The following is a 14,279-nucleotide window of genomic DNA, read 5'->3' on the forward strand; positions in this document are numbered from 1 at the left end:
TTCAAGGAGTTTTCCGTTTCGACTGCGCCGGAAGTGGGGCGAATTATAGACCTCTGGAATCTGCCGTCAACCGTTAATTTCGCTTTTCTTGCAGATTCTGCTTTTTGCCCAATAAACGCGGGATTCGTCTCGTCACCGGCGGCAGACGAAACAGCAAAAGCACCGCGCCTATCAAGGCATAAATCGTCCACTCCTCCAGATCAGCCCGCACGATCCACAGCATATGCAGCAATCCCAGCCCGAGAATCACGTAAACCAGCCGATGCAGCTTCTTCCAGCGAGTACCCAAACGACGCTGACTGTAACGGTTCGATGTCACCGCCAATATCAGCAACCCCAGAAAGCCCAGCGCACCGACAATAATGTACGGCCGCTTGCGCAGCTCAACGCCCAACTGCGACCAGTCGAACCCGAGGATAAATGCCATATAGCTGAACAGATGCAGCGTCACATAAGCAAAACACCAAAGTCCCAACTGCCGGCGCACCGCAATCCACCCCGCCCAGCCGCTCAGTTTTTGCAACGGCGTCATGCTCAGCGTGATCAACAGCAACACCAGCGTGCCGAGTCCGAGACGATCAACCAGCACCTTCCCCGGATCAGGCCCGAGCAGATCGGCGAACGCCTGATAGAACCACAGTAATGGCCAGATCGCTGCAGCAATGAAAACGCCCACTCGCCAGAACGGATAGCGCATCAGTAGTTCTTCCGCAGATCGAGCCCTGTATATAAAGAAGCGACCTCATCCGAGTAGCCATTGAACATCTGGGTATCGCGCACATTCGGTTTGAACAGACTGTTCGGCAAGCGCCGCTCGCGCGCTTGAGTCCAACGCGGATGGTCGACCGTAGGGTTCACATTCGCGTAGAAACCATACTCGTCGGCTGCGATGCTTTGCCAAGTGGTCTTGGGCTGCTCGCTGACCAGACTGATGCGCACAATGGATTTCACGCTTTTGAAGCCGTACTTCCAAGGCACCACCAGACGCAAAGGTGCGCCGTTCTGGTTCGGCAGTTCGCGCCCATACATGCCCACCGCGAGGATCGCCAAAGGATTCATCGCCTCGTCCAGACGCAACCCTTCGACATACGGCCAGTCGATCAAGGCAAAACCGGAACGCTGGCCTGGCATGCTCTTGGGATCCTGCAGGGTTTCGAAGCGGATGTACTTGGCTTTGGAAGTCGGCTCGACCTGTTTGAGCAAGGCCGAGATGGGAAAACCGATCCAGGGAATGACCATCGACCACGCCTCGACGCAGCGCAAACGATAGATACGCTCCTCCAGCTGATACGGTTTCATGAAGTCTTCCAGCGCATAGCGCCCTGGCTTGCCCACCTCCCCGTCTATCACCACGCTCCAGGGTTCGGTTTTCAGGTCGCCTGCATTCGAAGCCGGATCGCCCTTGCCAGTACCGAACTCATAGAAGTTGTTGTAGTGCGTGGCGTCCTTATAAGGTGTGATTGCCTCGTCCTTGACGCTGACCGCCCCCCACTGAGTAGAAGAAAGCTTCTCAGCAAACCAGGCCGGGGCCTTGCCGGATTCGACATCAGAGTAGCGAGGGGCATCAGCGGCACTCGCCCAGCGCGGCAGGCTGCTCACGGCAATACCGGCAGCGGTAGCACCGAGCAATTGGCGACGGGAAAGATAAATGGCTTCAGGCGTGACTTCCGACTCATGGCAGTCGGATGCTTTGGGGATCTTGATCAACATGACAACTCCGCAGCTTTGGAGGACAGGTGCACCCATAGACTGCGGAGTATGCGGGAAATTACATCACTCGGCGTTTTTGTGCCGACGAAGACGCAACAGGTACTGCACTGGGCCGGACGCCGCGTAAGCGAGGAACACCAGCAGCAGAATGCGTGGTGGATCGCTGAACACAACAGCGAATACCAGCACCACCGCCAGGATCGCCACGAACGGCACGCGACCTTTCAGATCCAGCTCCTTGAAGCTGTTGTACTTGATGTTGCTGACCATCAGCATGCCGGCGGCCGCAACCATCAGCGCGACCAGGAACGACATCTTCGAACCCTGGATGCCGTAATCGCTGAACGCCCAGACAATGCCCGCCACCACGCCTGCCGCCGCTGGGCTGGCCAGACCGATGAAGTAGCGTTTATCCGCCGTGCCGACCTGAGTGTTGAACCGCGCCAGACGCAACGCCGCACCCGCTACATATATGAAGGCGACCATCCAGCCGACCTTGCCCATATCGCCCAATGCCCAACCGAAGGCCAGCAATGCCGGCGCGACACCGAACGCGACCATGTCCGACAATGAATCGTACTCGGCGCCGAAGGCACTTTGCGTATTGGTCATGCGCGCCACGCGACCATCGAGGCCGTCGAGGACCATTGCGACGAAGATCGCGATCGCGGCGAAGGCAAAATACTTGCTCGCATTCACCGAGTCGCCGGCGCTCAACGCGGCCTGAGCGCTCATCGAGTTGATGATGGAATAGAAGCCTGCGAACAGGTTGGCAGTGGTGAACAGGTTCGGCAGCAGATAGATACCACGATGCCGGACTTTGCGACCTTCAGCGTCGTGCCCTTCTTCGATGTGTTCATCGATGGGCAGCAGGCTTTCGGCGTCGGAAGCCTTGTTCGGCTCTTCGGGACGTTCGCTCATGGACATTACCTTGCAACGGTTTGGAAAAATTCGACAGAAGCTTGAGGACGACAGTTCGGCCACAAACGATGCAGCTTTATACCAGAAGCACCGCACCAAACGAAAAAACGCGGCCGAGGCCGCGTTTTTTCGCACAATGGACGCTGACTTAGTTTTTGGCTTTGTCGACGATCTTGTTGGCACCGATCCACGGCATCATGGAGCGCAGTTGCTCGCCGATGATTTCGATACCGTGAGCGGCGTTGTTACGACGCTTGGCGGTCATCGAAGGGTAGCCGGTTGCGCCTTCGCTGATGAACATTTTGGCGTATTCGCCGTCCTGAATACGTTTCAGGGCGTTGCGCATGGCCTGGCGGGACTCGGCGTTGATCACTTCCGGGCCAGTCACGTACTCGCCGTACTCGGCATTGTTGGAGATCGAGTAGTTCATGTTGGCGATACCGCCTTCGTACATGAGGTCTACGATCAGCTTCAGCTCGTGCAGGCACTCGAAGTAGGCCATTTCCGGCGCGTAGCCAGCTTCAACCAGGGTTTCGAAACCGGCTTTGACCAGTTCAACGGTACCGCCGCACAGAACGGCTTGTTCGCCGAACAGGTCGGTTTCGGTCTCGTCCTTGAAGGTGGTTTCGATGATGCCGGTACGACCACCACCAACGCCAGCGGCGTAGGACAGTGCAACGTTCTTGGCGTTGCCCGAGGCGTCCTGGTAGATCGCGATCAGGTCAGGGATACCGCCGCCTTTGACGAACTCGGAACGTACGGTGTGGCCTGGTGCTTTCGGCGCGATCATGATCACGTCGAGGTCGGCACGCGGAACAACCTGGTTGTAGTGAATCGCGAAGCCATGGGAGAAGGCCAGAGTGGCGCCTTTCTTGATGTTCGGCTCGATTTCGTTCTTGTACAGCGAGGACTGGAATTCGTCCGGGGTCAGGATCATGACCAGGTCGGCAGCGGCAACAGCGGAAGCCACGTCGGTCACCTTCAGGCCATGAGCTTCAGCTTTGGCGACGGTGGCCGAACCTTTACGCAGACCGACGGTAACGTCGACACCGGAGTCTTTCAGGTTGCACGCTTGAGCGTGACCCTGGGAGCCGTAACCGATGATGGCAACTTTCTTGCCCTGGATGATCGACAGGTCGCAGTCTTTATCGTAGAAAACTTTCATGAATTTCCCCTTATATCCGGCCGTTCAGGCCATGCGCTAATTTGGTTTAGATGCTGAGTACTTTGTCGCCGCGAGCAATGCCGGTCACGCCGCTGCGGACGGTTTCCAGAATCGATGCGGTGCCGATGGACTGAATGAAGCTGTCGAGCTTGTCGCTGGTACCGGTCAACTGAACGGTATACACGCTGGCGCTGACATCGACGATCTGTCCACGGTAGATATCGGTGGTGCGTTTGATCTCGGCGCGCTGGGCGCCAGTGGCCTTGACCTTGACCAGCATCAGTTCGCGCTCGATGTGAGCGCTTTCCGACAGGTCCACCAGCTTGACCACTTCGATCAGCTTGTTCAGGTTTTTGGTGATCTGCTCGATCACTTCATCGTGGCCCACGGTGGTCAGCGTCAGACGCGACAGGGTCGGGTCTTCGGTCGGGGCTACGGTCAGGCTTTCGATGTTGTAGTTGCGCTGCGAGAACAGGCCGACTACGCGAGACAGAGCGCCGGGTTCGTTTTCCAGAAGCAGGGAAATAATGTGCCGCATGATTAAGTACGCTCCGTCTTGCTCAGCCACATATCGCGCATGGAGCCGTCTTTGATCTGCATCGGGTAGACGTGCTCGCTGGTGTCGACCGCAACATCGATGATCACCAGGCGATCCTTCATGGCGAACGCTTCAGCCATCTTCGACTTCAAATCTTTCGATTCGGTGATGCGTACGCCAACGTGGCCATAGGCTTCAGCCAGCTTGATGAAGTCGGGCAGCGATTCCATGTAGGAGTGCGAGTGACGGCTGCCGTAGCTCATGTCCTGCCACTGGCGAACCATGCCCAGCACACCGTTGTTGAGGATGACGATCTTCACCGGCAAGCCGTACTGCAGGCAGGTCGACAGCTCCTGGATGTTCATCTGGATACTGCCTTCGCCGGTGACGCAGGCAACGTCGTCATCCGGGAAGCTCAGTTTGATGCCCATCGCCGCCGGCAGACCGAAGCCCATCGTGCCCAGACCCCCGGAGTTGATCCAGCGGTTAGGCTTGTTGAACGTGTAGTACTGCGCAGCGAACATCTGGTGCTGACCCACGTCGGAGGTCACAAAGGCGTCGCCCTTGGTCACTTCGCAGAGGGTTTCGATCACGGTCTGCGGCTTGATCTGGCTGCCGTCGCCCTTTTCATAAGGGAACAGACCGCGATCGCCGCGCCATTCATCAACCTGCTTCCACCAGCTGGCCACGGACTCCTTGTTCGGGGTCTCGCCGATTTCCTTGAGGATCGCGACCATTTCGGTCAGGACGCTCTCGACCGGGCCAACGATCGGCACATCGGCCTTGATGGTCTTGGAGATCGAAGCCGGGTCGATGTCGATGTGGATGATCTTGGCGTTCGGGCAGAACTTGGCCGGGCCGTTGATCACCCGATCGTCGAAGCGTGCGCCGACCGCGAGGATCACGTCGGCATGGTGCATTGCCAGGTTAGCGGTGTAGCTGCCGTGCATACCCAGCATGCCGATGAACTGGCGATCGGTGCCTGGGAACGCGCCCAGCCCCATCAAGGTGTTGGTCACCGGCAGGTTGAGCATTTTCGCCAGTTCGGTCAGCGGTGCAGAACCGTTGCCGAGGATTACGCCGCCACCGGAGTACAACACTGGGCGCTTGGCCGCCAACAACATTTCTGCTGCTTTGCGAATCTGCCCGGAGTGACCGCGAACGGCCGGGCTGTAGGAACGCAGCTTGGCTTTTTTCGGGAAAACGTATTCGAACTTCTCGGCCGGGTTGGTCATGTCTTTCGGGATGTCGACCACGACCGGACCCGGACGACCGGATTGCGCCAGGTAGAAGGCCTTCTTCATGACTTCCGGGATTTCCGAAGCGTGCTTGATCATGAAGCTGTGCTTCACGATCGGCCGGGAGATACCGATCATGTCGGTTTCCTGGAACGCGTCGGTGCCGACCATGGTGCTCGGCACCTGACCGGAAATGATCACCATCGGAATCGAGTCCATATAGGCGGTGGCGATACCGGTGATGGCGTTTGTGGCGCCTGGACCGGAAGTCACCAATACCACGCCGGCTTTACCGGTGGCACGGGCATAGCCGTCAGCCATATGGGTCGCCGCTTGTTCGTGGCGAACCAGGATGTGAGTCACTTCCGGTTCTTTGAACAGGGCATCGTAAACATGCAGGAGAGCACCACCCGGGTACCCGTAGATATATTTGACGCCTTCGTCACGCAAAAAGCGGACGAGCATCTCACCGCCAGATAAAAGCTCCACGTTGTTCACCTCTAAAACGCCAGAATACCGTCCACAAAAAGGGGCGGGTCTTAATAGGTTTACTTCTCGGCAGAGCATGAGCGACGGTGGTCGCCGACTACGTCAGCACTGACTGAGCAAGTATTGGGATCGTCCCAAGTGTTGCGGGCCTTTCCCACCCAGCGCGAGGTAACGCGTTGCGGGTGTAACAGGTCGGCGCGGATGTGCGCCTCATGATCTACCGAGTGGGTCTGCTTCTGGCAGTCCCTCTACAGCGGACTTTGGATTCTTCTGTTTCGCCCTCTGCAAGTCAAGCCGTCTGTGCGGTTAATTGTGGGTAAGCACATGAGAACGCAAGAAAAAACCTGAAAAGCGCTACTCTGTTAGCGTCAATTGCGCATTTTTACCAAGGAATCAGCATGCGAACGCTCCTCCTCACTCTGCTGATCGGCCTCAGCCCATGGTGCTCGGCCGCTCAGATCTACAAATGGGTCGATGCCCAGGGTGTCACGCATTTCGATGCGCAGCCGCCACAGGGCCAACCGTCGACGACCGTACAGACACCCTCCTCGCCTGCGCCGAAAGCCGCGCCGATGCCGGGCGGCGGCGTACTCGGCGATCAGCAGGCCATTGATGCCAAGGTGAAGAAACAGGTCGCCGAGCAACAGGCGCAACTCAAGGCGTTTTGCGAGCAGGCACGCACGAACCTGGCACAGCTGCAGAACAATCCGCGCTTGCGTGAGGAGGTCGAGGGGGATTTGCGGCGGCTCGACGATGGGCAGCGTCAGGAGCGCATCGTTGAAGCGCAGAAGCAGATTGCCGAGAATTGCTCGTAGGCACGCTGCCGGATCTGTGTGAGAGCTGTGTAGGAGCTGACGAGTGCAACGAGGCTGCGATCTTTTGATCTTGCTCTTCAACAGCAAAATCAAAAGATCGCAGCCTTCGGCAGCTCCTACACAACCGGGTTCAGCGGGATGCGGTAATCAACAGGTCAAACTCTTTGAGCAGCACCTGCAGCTGCCGATCCTTGCCGTCAAGATTGCGCTGGGCAAAGACCATTTCCGCCATTTCCTGAATGCCGGAAGCATTCGGCAAAGGCAGGTCCTGCTCGAGGATCATCTTCATGCGCGGCAGGAAGATCCATTGCAGCCACTGCTCGAAGTCCAGCGTGTCGACCGAAAACGGCTCGACACTGCTCAGGGCATAGTCCGACGGCTGAACCTCATCCCACCAGCCCAGAGCGCGCAGTTCTCGCTCGATCAGCAATAGATGATCGGCGATTTTCGGGAAGCGCGCGTCCATCACAGGGAAACCTTGGCCTTCTGACGGGCCAGCGCGGCGCCGGCGGAGTCGCCCTGTTTCTCACGTGCCTGAGCGATGATTTCCCACAGGCTGGCTTGCAGATCCGGACGCCCGTTGGCCATGGTCAGCGCACGACGGGCAAATTGCTCGGCTTGCGGCGCATCGCCCTGGGCCATGCGCACTTGCGCCAGACGGTAGAGCACTTGTGGCTCACGGGGGGCAACACGTTGCGCACGTTCCAGACTCGAAGATGCACCGTTCAAGTCACCACCGGCCTGTTGCTGTTGCGCGGTGGTCAGCAAGGCGAGTACCGGGCCGTCCAGTTGCTCATCCGCCGACAGGCCGCCGCCACTGCTGGCCGAAGGAATGCCACTCGGCGTCGATGGCATGCTGTAGCTGCCGGAGTTGACCGGCGCCGATTCAACCGCCGATGGGTTGTATGGCCCCGATGTGATACCGCCAGATGCCGGGCCCGGAACGATCGGCGAGGAGCTGATCGGTGTCGACACCGCCGCACCGCCGCCCGGCACCATCACCACCACGCCGGTATCGCCCTGCGGAATCGCCTGGGTCTGGCCCTGCGCCGGGCGCTTGACCGTGGTCTGGCGGAAGCCGCCATTGGCGCCGATGCGTTCGCTGTTGGACACGGCCGTGCCCGAGTCCACCACGGGAATCGAACCACGCTGTACGGTGGAGCAGCCGCTGAGCAAAGCCACGGCGGTCACCGCTGGAATCAACCACTTGTTCACTTGAAACCCTCTTTGCTTAATTCATCCAGCCCTTGACCCAGTCCATCACCGACTCCGGCGAGGCAGGTGTTTCGCTTGCACACGCGGCGCCGGGTGGCGGCTCGCTGCCGCGAATATACGGCATCTGCACCGCGCCGGGGCAGTTGGCATCGGAACCTTGCCCGGTGCGCGAATCGACCCAGGCCTGCACGACGTTGTCCGGCTGCGGCATGTCCAGCGGCAGCGGATCGGCCTTGCGCATGAAACTGGTCCAGACCTGCAACGCACCGGTCGCCCCGGTGAACGGAGTTTTGCCGTTATCGTCGCGACCGAGCCAGACCACCGCCAGCAGATCCTGGCTGAAACCGGCGAACCAGCTGTCGCGCGAATCATTACTGGTACCGGTCTTGCCCGCCAGTGTCAGGGCCTTGGGCAGCACGTTATAAACCGAACTGCCGGTACCTTCACGCATCACCCGCTGCATGGCGTTCTGGATCAGGTAAATCGAGGCCGGATCGAAACGCTGCTCGATCTGGAACGGATAACGCTTGAGCGGCTCGCCCTCGGCGGTCAGCACGCTGCGAATGCCGCGCATCGGCGTATTGAAGCCACCGTTGGCCAGCGTCTGGTACATGGTCGCCACTTCGATCGGCGTCATGCCACCGGCACCGAGCAGCATCGACGGGAACGCTGGGAATTCACGGGTCACGCCGAGGCGACCGAGGGTCTTGAGCACATTCGGCACGCCGACTTCCAGGCCCAGACGCGAGGTCGAGAGGTTGTAGGAATGCGCCAGCCCCTGATAGAGGAACACCGTGCCGTGGGAGCGGCGATCGTAGTTTTGCGGCTTCCACACCTGGCCGTTGGCGCCTTTGACCGACAGCGGATCGTCCGACAGCCAACTGGTCAGCGTGTACTGGCTCGGTTTCTCCAGCGCGGTCAGGTACACCGCCGGTTTGATCAGCGAGCCGATCGGACGCACCGCATCGAGTGCGCGGTTGAAACCGGCATAACTGGCCTGACGGCTACCGATCATCGCCTGGACTTCGCCGGTTTCCGGGTTGGTCACGACCATCGCCGCCTCGACGTCATCGGAGCCCTTGCGCCCGGCCAGGCGTTTAAACGTGTCGTTGACCGAGGCTTCGGCTTTCATCTGCAGGATCGGATCGAAACTGGTGAAGATGCGCAGGCCTTCTTCGGTCAAGTCTTCGTCGCGGTAGTCTTCGCGCAACTGACGTTTGACCAGGTCGATAAAGCCCGGGAACGAACTGTCGGCGAGCTTGCCGCGAGTCGTCACACCCAGCGGCATCTTCTTCGCCGCTTCGACCTGTTCGGCGGTGGCCACGCCTTGCTGCGCCAGCACATCGAGCACCAGGTTACGCCGCTCCAGCGCGCGCTCCGGGTTGCGACGCGGGTTGTAGTAGGACGGCCCCTTGACCATGCCGACCAGCAGCGCCACCTGATGCAGTTTCAGCTCGGACAATGGCTGGCCGAAGAAGAACTGGCTGGCCAGACCGAAACCGTGCACCGCGCGCTGACCGTCCTGGCCGACGAAGACTTCGTTGAGGTAGGCCTCAAGGATTTCCTTCTTGTCGTAATGCAGTTCGAGCAGCAACGCCATCATCGCTTCGGTGAGCTTGCGGGTCAGGCTGCGTTCGCTGGTCAGGTAGAAGTTCTTCACCAACTGCTGGGTCAGCGTACTGCCGCCCTGGGTCATCTTGCCGCCAGAGGTGTTGATCCACACCGCACGGGCGATCGATTTCGGCGAAACGCCCCAGTGGCTATAGAAGTCGCGGTCTTCCACGGCGATCAGGGTTTCGAGCAGGTACGGCGGCACCTGATCGAGTTTGATCAGGATGCGGTCTTCAAGATTTTTCGGGTAAATGCCGCCGATCATCAACGGCTCGAGGCGCACCACCGACAGCTTCGAACCGTTGGTCGCGGAGAGCTCGGCGACGTAATCGCCGGAGAAGCGCACGCGCACCGGCTGCGGTTTTTCCAGACCTTCATAAAACTGGAAGCCACGGGTATTCAGGTCAACCGTATTGCCGCTGACGGCGGCGGCACCGGGGCCATTGCTCACGGCTTCGCGGCGATAACCGAGGGCATCGAGCTCGGTGAGGAAATCGTCCTTGCTGAGCTTCTGTCCGACGAACAGCTCGAGCGGGCGCGCGTACACCTTGGCCGGGATGGTCCAGCGCTTGCCGGAGAATTTCTCCTGCACCACGGCATCGAGGTAAACGGCGAAGCCGGCCAACACTACAAGGCCGACCAGGCTGAGTTTAATGGCCCAGCTCAACCACGGACTAAGGCCCTTGGCTGGTGGTTTTTTCTTGGTACGGGGGGATCGGGATCGAGTCATGGCGGCGGATTATACGCACTTTATCGATCCTCAACAGGCACGCGCAGAGGTTTGCGTCAGGCGGGCAAGCAGCCATAATGGCCGCCTCGAATTCCCCCGCCTCTGAAGGATCGCCCGTGAGCCAGTCCCTGATCGCTGCCCTGCAAAACCCGGCCCTCTACCCGCATCCCGTCGAAGGATTTCAGGTCATCGAAACCCATATCTCGTGGGTGATTCTCACCGGACCGTTTGCTTATAAAGTGAAGAAGCCAGTGAATTTCGGCTTTCTCGACTTCACCAGCCTCGATGCACGCGCGCATTTCTGCGCCGAAGAGCTGCGCCTGAACCAGCGTCTGACCGCCGATTTGTATCTGGACGTGTTGCCAGTCACCGGCAGCGTCGAAGCACCGCAACTGGGCGGCGATGGCCCGGCTATCGAATATGTGCTGAAAATGCGCCAGTTCCCGCAGAGCGGCTTGCTCAGCACGCTGCAAGCCAATGGCGAACTGACCACCCAACACATCGATGCGTTGGCCGAGCAGATCGCCCATTTCCATCTCAACGCGCCGAAAGTCCCCGCCGAACACGACGCTGGTACTCCGGACAGCGTGATGGCGCCAGTTTCGCAAAACTTCGAGCAGATCCTGCCATTCCTCAGCGACAAGAACGACTTGCTGCAACTGGAAGCGCTGAAAGCCTGGGCCGAAAGCAGCTTCGAACGCCTCAAGCCGTTGTTCGCCGAGCGCAAGGCGCAAGGCTTCACCCGTGAATGCCACGGTGATATTCACCTGGGCAACGCCACAGTCATCGACGGCAACGTGGTGATCTTCGACTGCATCGAGTTCAACGAGCCATTCCGTTTCACTGATGTCTGGGCCGACACCGGTTTCCTCGCCATGGACCTGGAAGACCGCGGCTTGAAGTCGCTGGCGCGTCGCCTGATCAGCCAGTATCTGGAACTGACCGGCGACTATCAGGGCCTGGAGGTGCTGAACTTCTATAAAGCCTACCGCGCCCTGGTCCGGGCCAAGGTGGCACTGTTCAGCATGCCGGCAGACGCGACTGCAGTGCAGCGCGCCACTACCCTGCGCCAGTACCGCAACTACGCCAACCTGGCGGAAAGCTACAGCACCATTCCTTCACGCTTCATGGCCATCACCCACGGCGTTTCCGCAGTCGGCAAAAGCCACGTAGCCATGCGTCTGGTCGAAGCGCTGGGCGCGATTCGCCTGCGTTCGGACGTCGAGCGCAAGCGCCTGTTCGGCGAGCAGAGCGTTGCCAACGATGTGCAGGCCGGCATTTACAGCGCCGACGCCAGCGCCGCGACTTACGCGCGCCTGCATGAAATCGCCGAGGTGATTTTGCACGCCGGTTTCCCGGTAGTGATCGATGCGACCTATCTCAAGCGTGAGCAACGCGATAACGCGGCGAAGATTGCCGAAGCCACCGGCACGCCATTCCTGATCCTCGACTGCAACGCCCCGCAAGCCGTGATCGAGAGTTGGCTGGCGATGCGTCAGGCCGACCAGAAGGATCCGTCCGATGCCACCCTCGCGGTCATCGAGGCGCAGCAGGCAAATCGCGAAGCGCTGACGCCGGAAGAAATCCTGCGCAGCAAACGCGTGCAGACCAATGAATCCGGCACATTGGATACAGTGGTTGCGCAGATCCGCCAGCGCCTGCCAGGTCTGTAAAAAACTATTTCGGCCGTGAAGCCCTCGCTCGCTTCACGGCCGCTAAATAGTGGCACTATACTGGCGTCATAAAACCAACAGGTGATCTGACATGAGCCAGCCGAAACTGCTCGACACTCCGCTTTACGCCCTGCTGCACAAAGATGACGTTGCCGGTTTTAACAAGGAACGTCCACAGGATGGTTCGATCGACATGGTCGGCGGCGATTTCCGTGGTCTCGACTTGCGTGAACTGAACGCCGACAACGTGGATTTCCGCGATGCGTACTTCCGCTCCGCCGATCTGCGCGGCATCGATTTCCGCAAGGCCTCGCTCGAAGGCGCCAGCCTGGCCCATGCGCAGATTTCCGGGGCGTACTTCCCGCCGGAGCTGAGTGCTGACGAGATCCTGATGTCGATGAATTTCGGCACGCGGTTGCGGTATCGCACCCGCTGAAGTCTGGAAATCTTCCTGACACCACGCCTTTCCCCTGTGGGAGCGAGCCTGCTCGCGAAGGCGTAGTGTCAGTCGACATCGTTATTGCCTGACACACCGTCTTCGCGAGCAGGCTCGCTCCCACATTGGTAACCGTCTACCCCCTTCCCTCTGCGTCCGCAGGTCTTTCACTCGCCTTTCTTAGAAGCTTTTGCGTCGAATCCGACCAAACAACCACGCTTTTCCTACTGATGGCTACACTCCTGAGAAGCTCGCCCACGCACCATTCGGCCGTCGCAAGGAGGCTTGATGAATGATGAACTGCAACACCTGAAAAATCTTGGCAAGACGTCGGCGCAATGGCTGCATGCCGTGGGCATCCACAGCGCCTCGGACTTGCGTCGCCTCGGTGCGGTGGATGCCTACCGGGCCGTGCGTACTCGGGGGTTTCGCGCATCGAAGGTGTTGTTGTATGCGATCGAGGGCGCGTTGATGGACGTGCACTGGAACGACATCCCCGCCGAGCGCAAGGACGCCCTGAACAAACAGCTCGAAGCGATCTCCGCGCGCCATAAAAACTGAGCAGGCGCTGACGCCATGTATTTACTGGGGGAACAATCGACCAACGCCGTGTGTTTTTGAGCATGACCCACAGCAATCCGAAGATCGCCGACATCCTGTGTTTGCGGGGGCCTTGCAGCCGCTTGCAAAACTAAATTACAGATTTGCAAAATCAGCGGTTGACGCGGTAATGAGAATCGCTATGATTATCACAACTGGTCGCGAGATCAGTCGATATTCTGAAAAGCCCTTGGTTCGGACTCTCAGATTATCTCCTCATCAGGCTAATCACGGTTATTTGACCCGGTTTTTTACCGGGTCTTTTTTTGCCTGCGGAAAAGTCATTTGGCGAATTGCTGGCGCATCTGCTCGCAGTAATCGGGCTTCGGCGTGGCCGGCGTGTACCAGACGTAATCGGCCATCTCCGCCGTTACCCCATCGCCCTGCCCGGCCAGCATCAACACGGTCGGTGCTTCGCCGGCGCCGAGATCGAGCAGATGCTGCGGCACGCCAACATCCTTGCGCGCATGCCAGGCGCCGGCCAACAGAATCGCAGGTGTCGGCGCCGCCAGCATGCGTTCGGCCATACGCCGATCGCGTTGTTGCTGAATCGCCAGCATCGCCGGCATCTGTGATTCGGGCAACAAGCCGCAGTGAGAATCCCTGACTTGTTCAAGCAAAGTGTTTCTCACCGCCGGCGCATTACTGCGCGGGCCGTCCAGGGCAGGTGCATTGCGGTAGAACGCGCGGATTTCGTGGTCATCAAGATTGGCCGCCAGCAGTGGATACGACTGCGTCAGGGCGAAGCGTACGATCGGCCCGTAGAGATTCCAGTCCCAGCCCTCCTGCCAGGCCAAGGCAGCCGGTAGATCAGCCGCAACGATTTTCGACTGGCGCAGCGCATCGACTTTCGCTTGTTGATTCGGCGTGAGCATTTCCAGCAGCAGACTGCCTTGCGCTCGTTGCTCGCCGAGCGACTGCAACAGCCACAACTGTGCGGCATGGTGTTCGGCGTTGTCGTGCTGTTCACCGATGATCAAGCGCTCGGATTCAGCCAGACGCGTCAGCAATTGCTGCGCGGTAAGTAGCTCGCCGCTGCGCAGATCGCGGATTTCCCCGCTCACCGGCGGAGCCACCACGTGCTGACAGCCCGCCAGCAACACCAGCGCCCACAACCACAATCCACGCATGCGACACC

General features: G+C 59.4%; 14 protein-coding genes. 4 read left to right on the forward strand and 10 right to left on the reverse strand.

Going from position 1 to position 14,279, the window contains the following annotated elements; genetic code table 11:
- Window positions 1–73 precede the first annotated feature (73 nt).
- The 6 genes from msrQ to GXB78_RS18550 form a co-directional block, all read right to left on the reverse strand.
- Window positions 74–697, reverse strand: a complete 624-nt coding sequence (msrQ, locus tag GXB78_RS18525) for a protein-methionine-sulfoxide reductase heme-binding subunit MsrQ (RefSeq protein ID WP_329516496.1) — start codon at window positions 695–697, stop codon at window positions 74–76.
- On the reverse strand, window positions 697–1,710 hold the full coding sequence (gene msrP, locus GXB78_RS18530; protein ID WP_329516498.1) for a protein-methionine-sulfoxide reductase catalytic subunit MsrP: 1,014 nt from the start codon (window positions 1,708–1,710) through the stop codon (window positions 697–699). The genes msrQ and msrP overlap by 1 nt, the downstream gene beginning before the upstream one ends.
- Window positions 1,711–1,773: 63 nt before the next feature.
- Window positions 1,774–2,631 (reverse strand): CDP-diacylglycerol--serine O-phosphatidyltransferase, encoded by an 858-nt coding sequence (gene pssA, locus GXB78_RS18535; RefSeq protein WP_016773182.1) that lies wholly within the window; start codon window positions 2,629–2,631, stop codon window positions 1,774–1,776.
- A gap of 148 nt (window positions 2,632–2,779) precedes the next feature.
- Window positions 2,780–3,796: a ketol-acid reductoisomerase gene (gene ilvC / locus GXB78_RS18540; protein ID WP_003228216.1), complete on the reverse strand. Its 1,017-nt coding sequence runs from the start codon at window positions 3,794–3,796 to the stop codon at window positions 2,780–2,782.
- Window positions 3,797–3,842: 46 nt separating this feature from the next.
- On the reverse strand, window positions 3,843–4,334 hold the full coding sequence (ilvN, locus tag GXB78_RS18545) for an acetolactate synthase small subunit (RefSeq protein ID WP_003176102.1): 492 nt from the start codon (window positions 4,332–4,334) through the stop codon (window positions 3,843–3,845).
- A gap of 2 nt (window positions 4,335–4,336) precedes the next feature.
- Window positions 4,337–6,061 carry an acetolactate synthase 3 large subunit gene (locus GXB78_RS18550; protein WP_329516501.1) on the reverse strand — a complete coding sequence of 575 codons (1,725 nt, stop codon included), beginning with the start codon at window positions 6,059–6,061 and terminating at the stop codon, window positions 4,337–4,339.
- 398 nt (window positions 6,062–6,459) lie between these two features.
- Here GXB78_RS18550 and GXB78_RS18555 point away from each other — a divergent pair, with 398 nt between their 5' ends.
- Window positions 6,460–6,876, forward strand: a complete 417-nt coding sequence (locus GXB78_RS18555) for a DUF4124 domain-containing protein (protein WP_329516503.1) — start codon at window positions 6,460–6,462, stop codon at window positions 6,874–6,876.
- Window positions 6,877–7,006: 130 nt separating this feature from the next.
- Here GXB78_RS18555 and GXB78_RS18560 read toward each other — a convergent pair whose 3' ends face one another.
- From GXB78_RS18560 to mrcB, 3 genes are read right to left on the reverse strand one after another with little or no spacing between them, the layout of a single operon-like run.
- A complete protein-coding gene (locus GXB78_RS18560; protein WP_329516504.1) occupies window positions 7,007–7,342 on the reverse strand; it encodes a YqcC family protein in 336 nt (111 codons plus the stop codon).
- Window positions 7,342–8,091 (reverse strand): tetratricopeptide repeat protein, encoded by a 750-nt coding sequence (locus GXB78_RS18565; RefSeq protein ID WP_329516505.1) that lies wholly within the window; start codon window positions 8,089–8,091, stop codon window positions 7,342–7,344. The genes GXB78_RS18560 and GXB78_RS18565 overlap by 1 nt, the downstream gene beginning before the upstream one ends.
- Before the next feature lie 16 nt (window positions 8,092–8,107).
- Window positions 8,108–10,432, reverse strand: coding sequence for a penicillin-binding protein 1B (gene mrcB / locus GXB78_RS18570; RefSeq protein WP_329516507.1), 2,325 nt, complete (start codon window positions 10,430–10,432; stop codon window positions 8,108–8,110).
- Between the two features lie 116 nt (window positions 10,433–10,548).
- Here mrcB and GXB78_RS18575 point away from each other — a divergent pair, with 116 nt between their 5' ends.
- The 3 genes from GXB78_RS18575 to GXB78_RS18585 all read left to right on the forward strand — a co-directional run bounded on the left by GXB78_RS18575 (window position 10,549) and on the right by GXB78_RS18585 (window position 13,102).
- Window positions 10,549–12,105, forward strand: a complete 1,557-nt coding sequence (locus GXB78_RS18575; RefSeq protein ID WP_329516509.1) for a bifunctional aminoglycoside phosphotransferase/ATP-binding protein — start codon at window positions 10,549–10,551, stop codon at window positions 12,103–12,105.
- Window positions 12,106–12,196: 91 nt separating this feature from the next.
- Entirely contained in the window at window positions 12,197–12,541 is a 345-nt protein-coding gene (locus tag GXB78_RS18580; protein WP_329516510.1) for a pentapeptide repeat-containing protein, read from the forward strand.
- 288 nt (window positions 12,542–12,829) lie between these two features.
- The gene (locus GXB78_RS18585) at window positions 12,830–13,102 is read left to right on the forward strand and encodes a TfoX/Sxy family protein (protein ID WP_016773175.1); all 273 of its coding nucleotides are present in this window, start codon (window positions 12,830–12,832) and stop codon (window positions 13,100–13,102) included.
- Window positions 13,103–13,422: 320 nt separating this feature from the next.
- Here GXB78_RS18585 and GXB78_RS18590 read toward each other — a convergent pair whose 3' ends face one another.
- Complete coding sequence (locus GXB78_RS18590) at window positions 13,423–14,271, reverse strand: ChaN family lipoprotein (protein WP_329516511.1); 849 nt, start codon at window positions 14,269–14,271, stop codon at window positions 13,423–13,425.
- Window positions 14,272–14,279 lie beyond the last annotated feature (8 nt).

Origin of the sequence: Pseudomonas moraviensis subsp. stanleyae (assembly GCF_036283065.1) — a bacterium.
GTDB lineage: Bacteria > Pseudomonadota > Gammaproteobacteria > Pseudomonadales > Pseudomonadaceae > Aquipseudomonas > Aquipseudomonas stanleyae.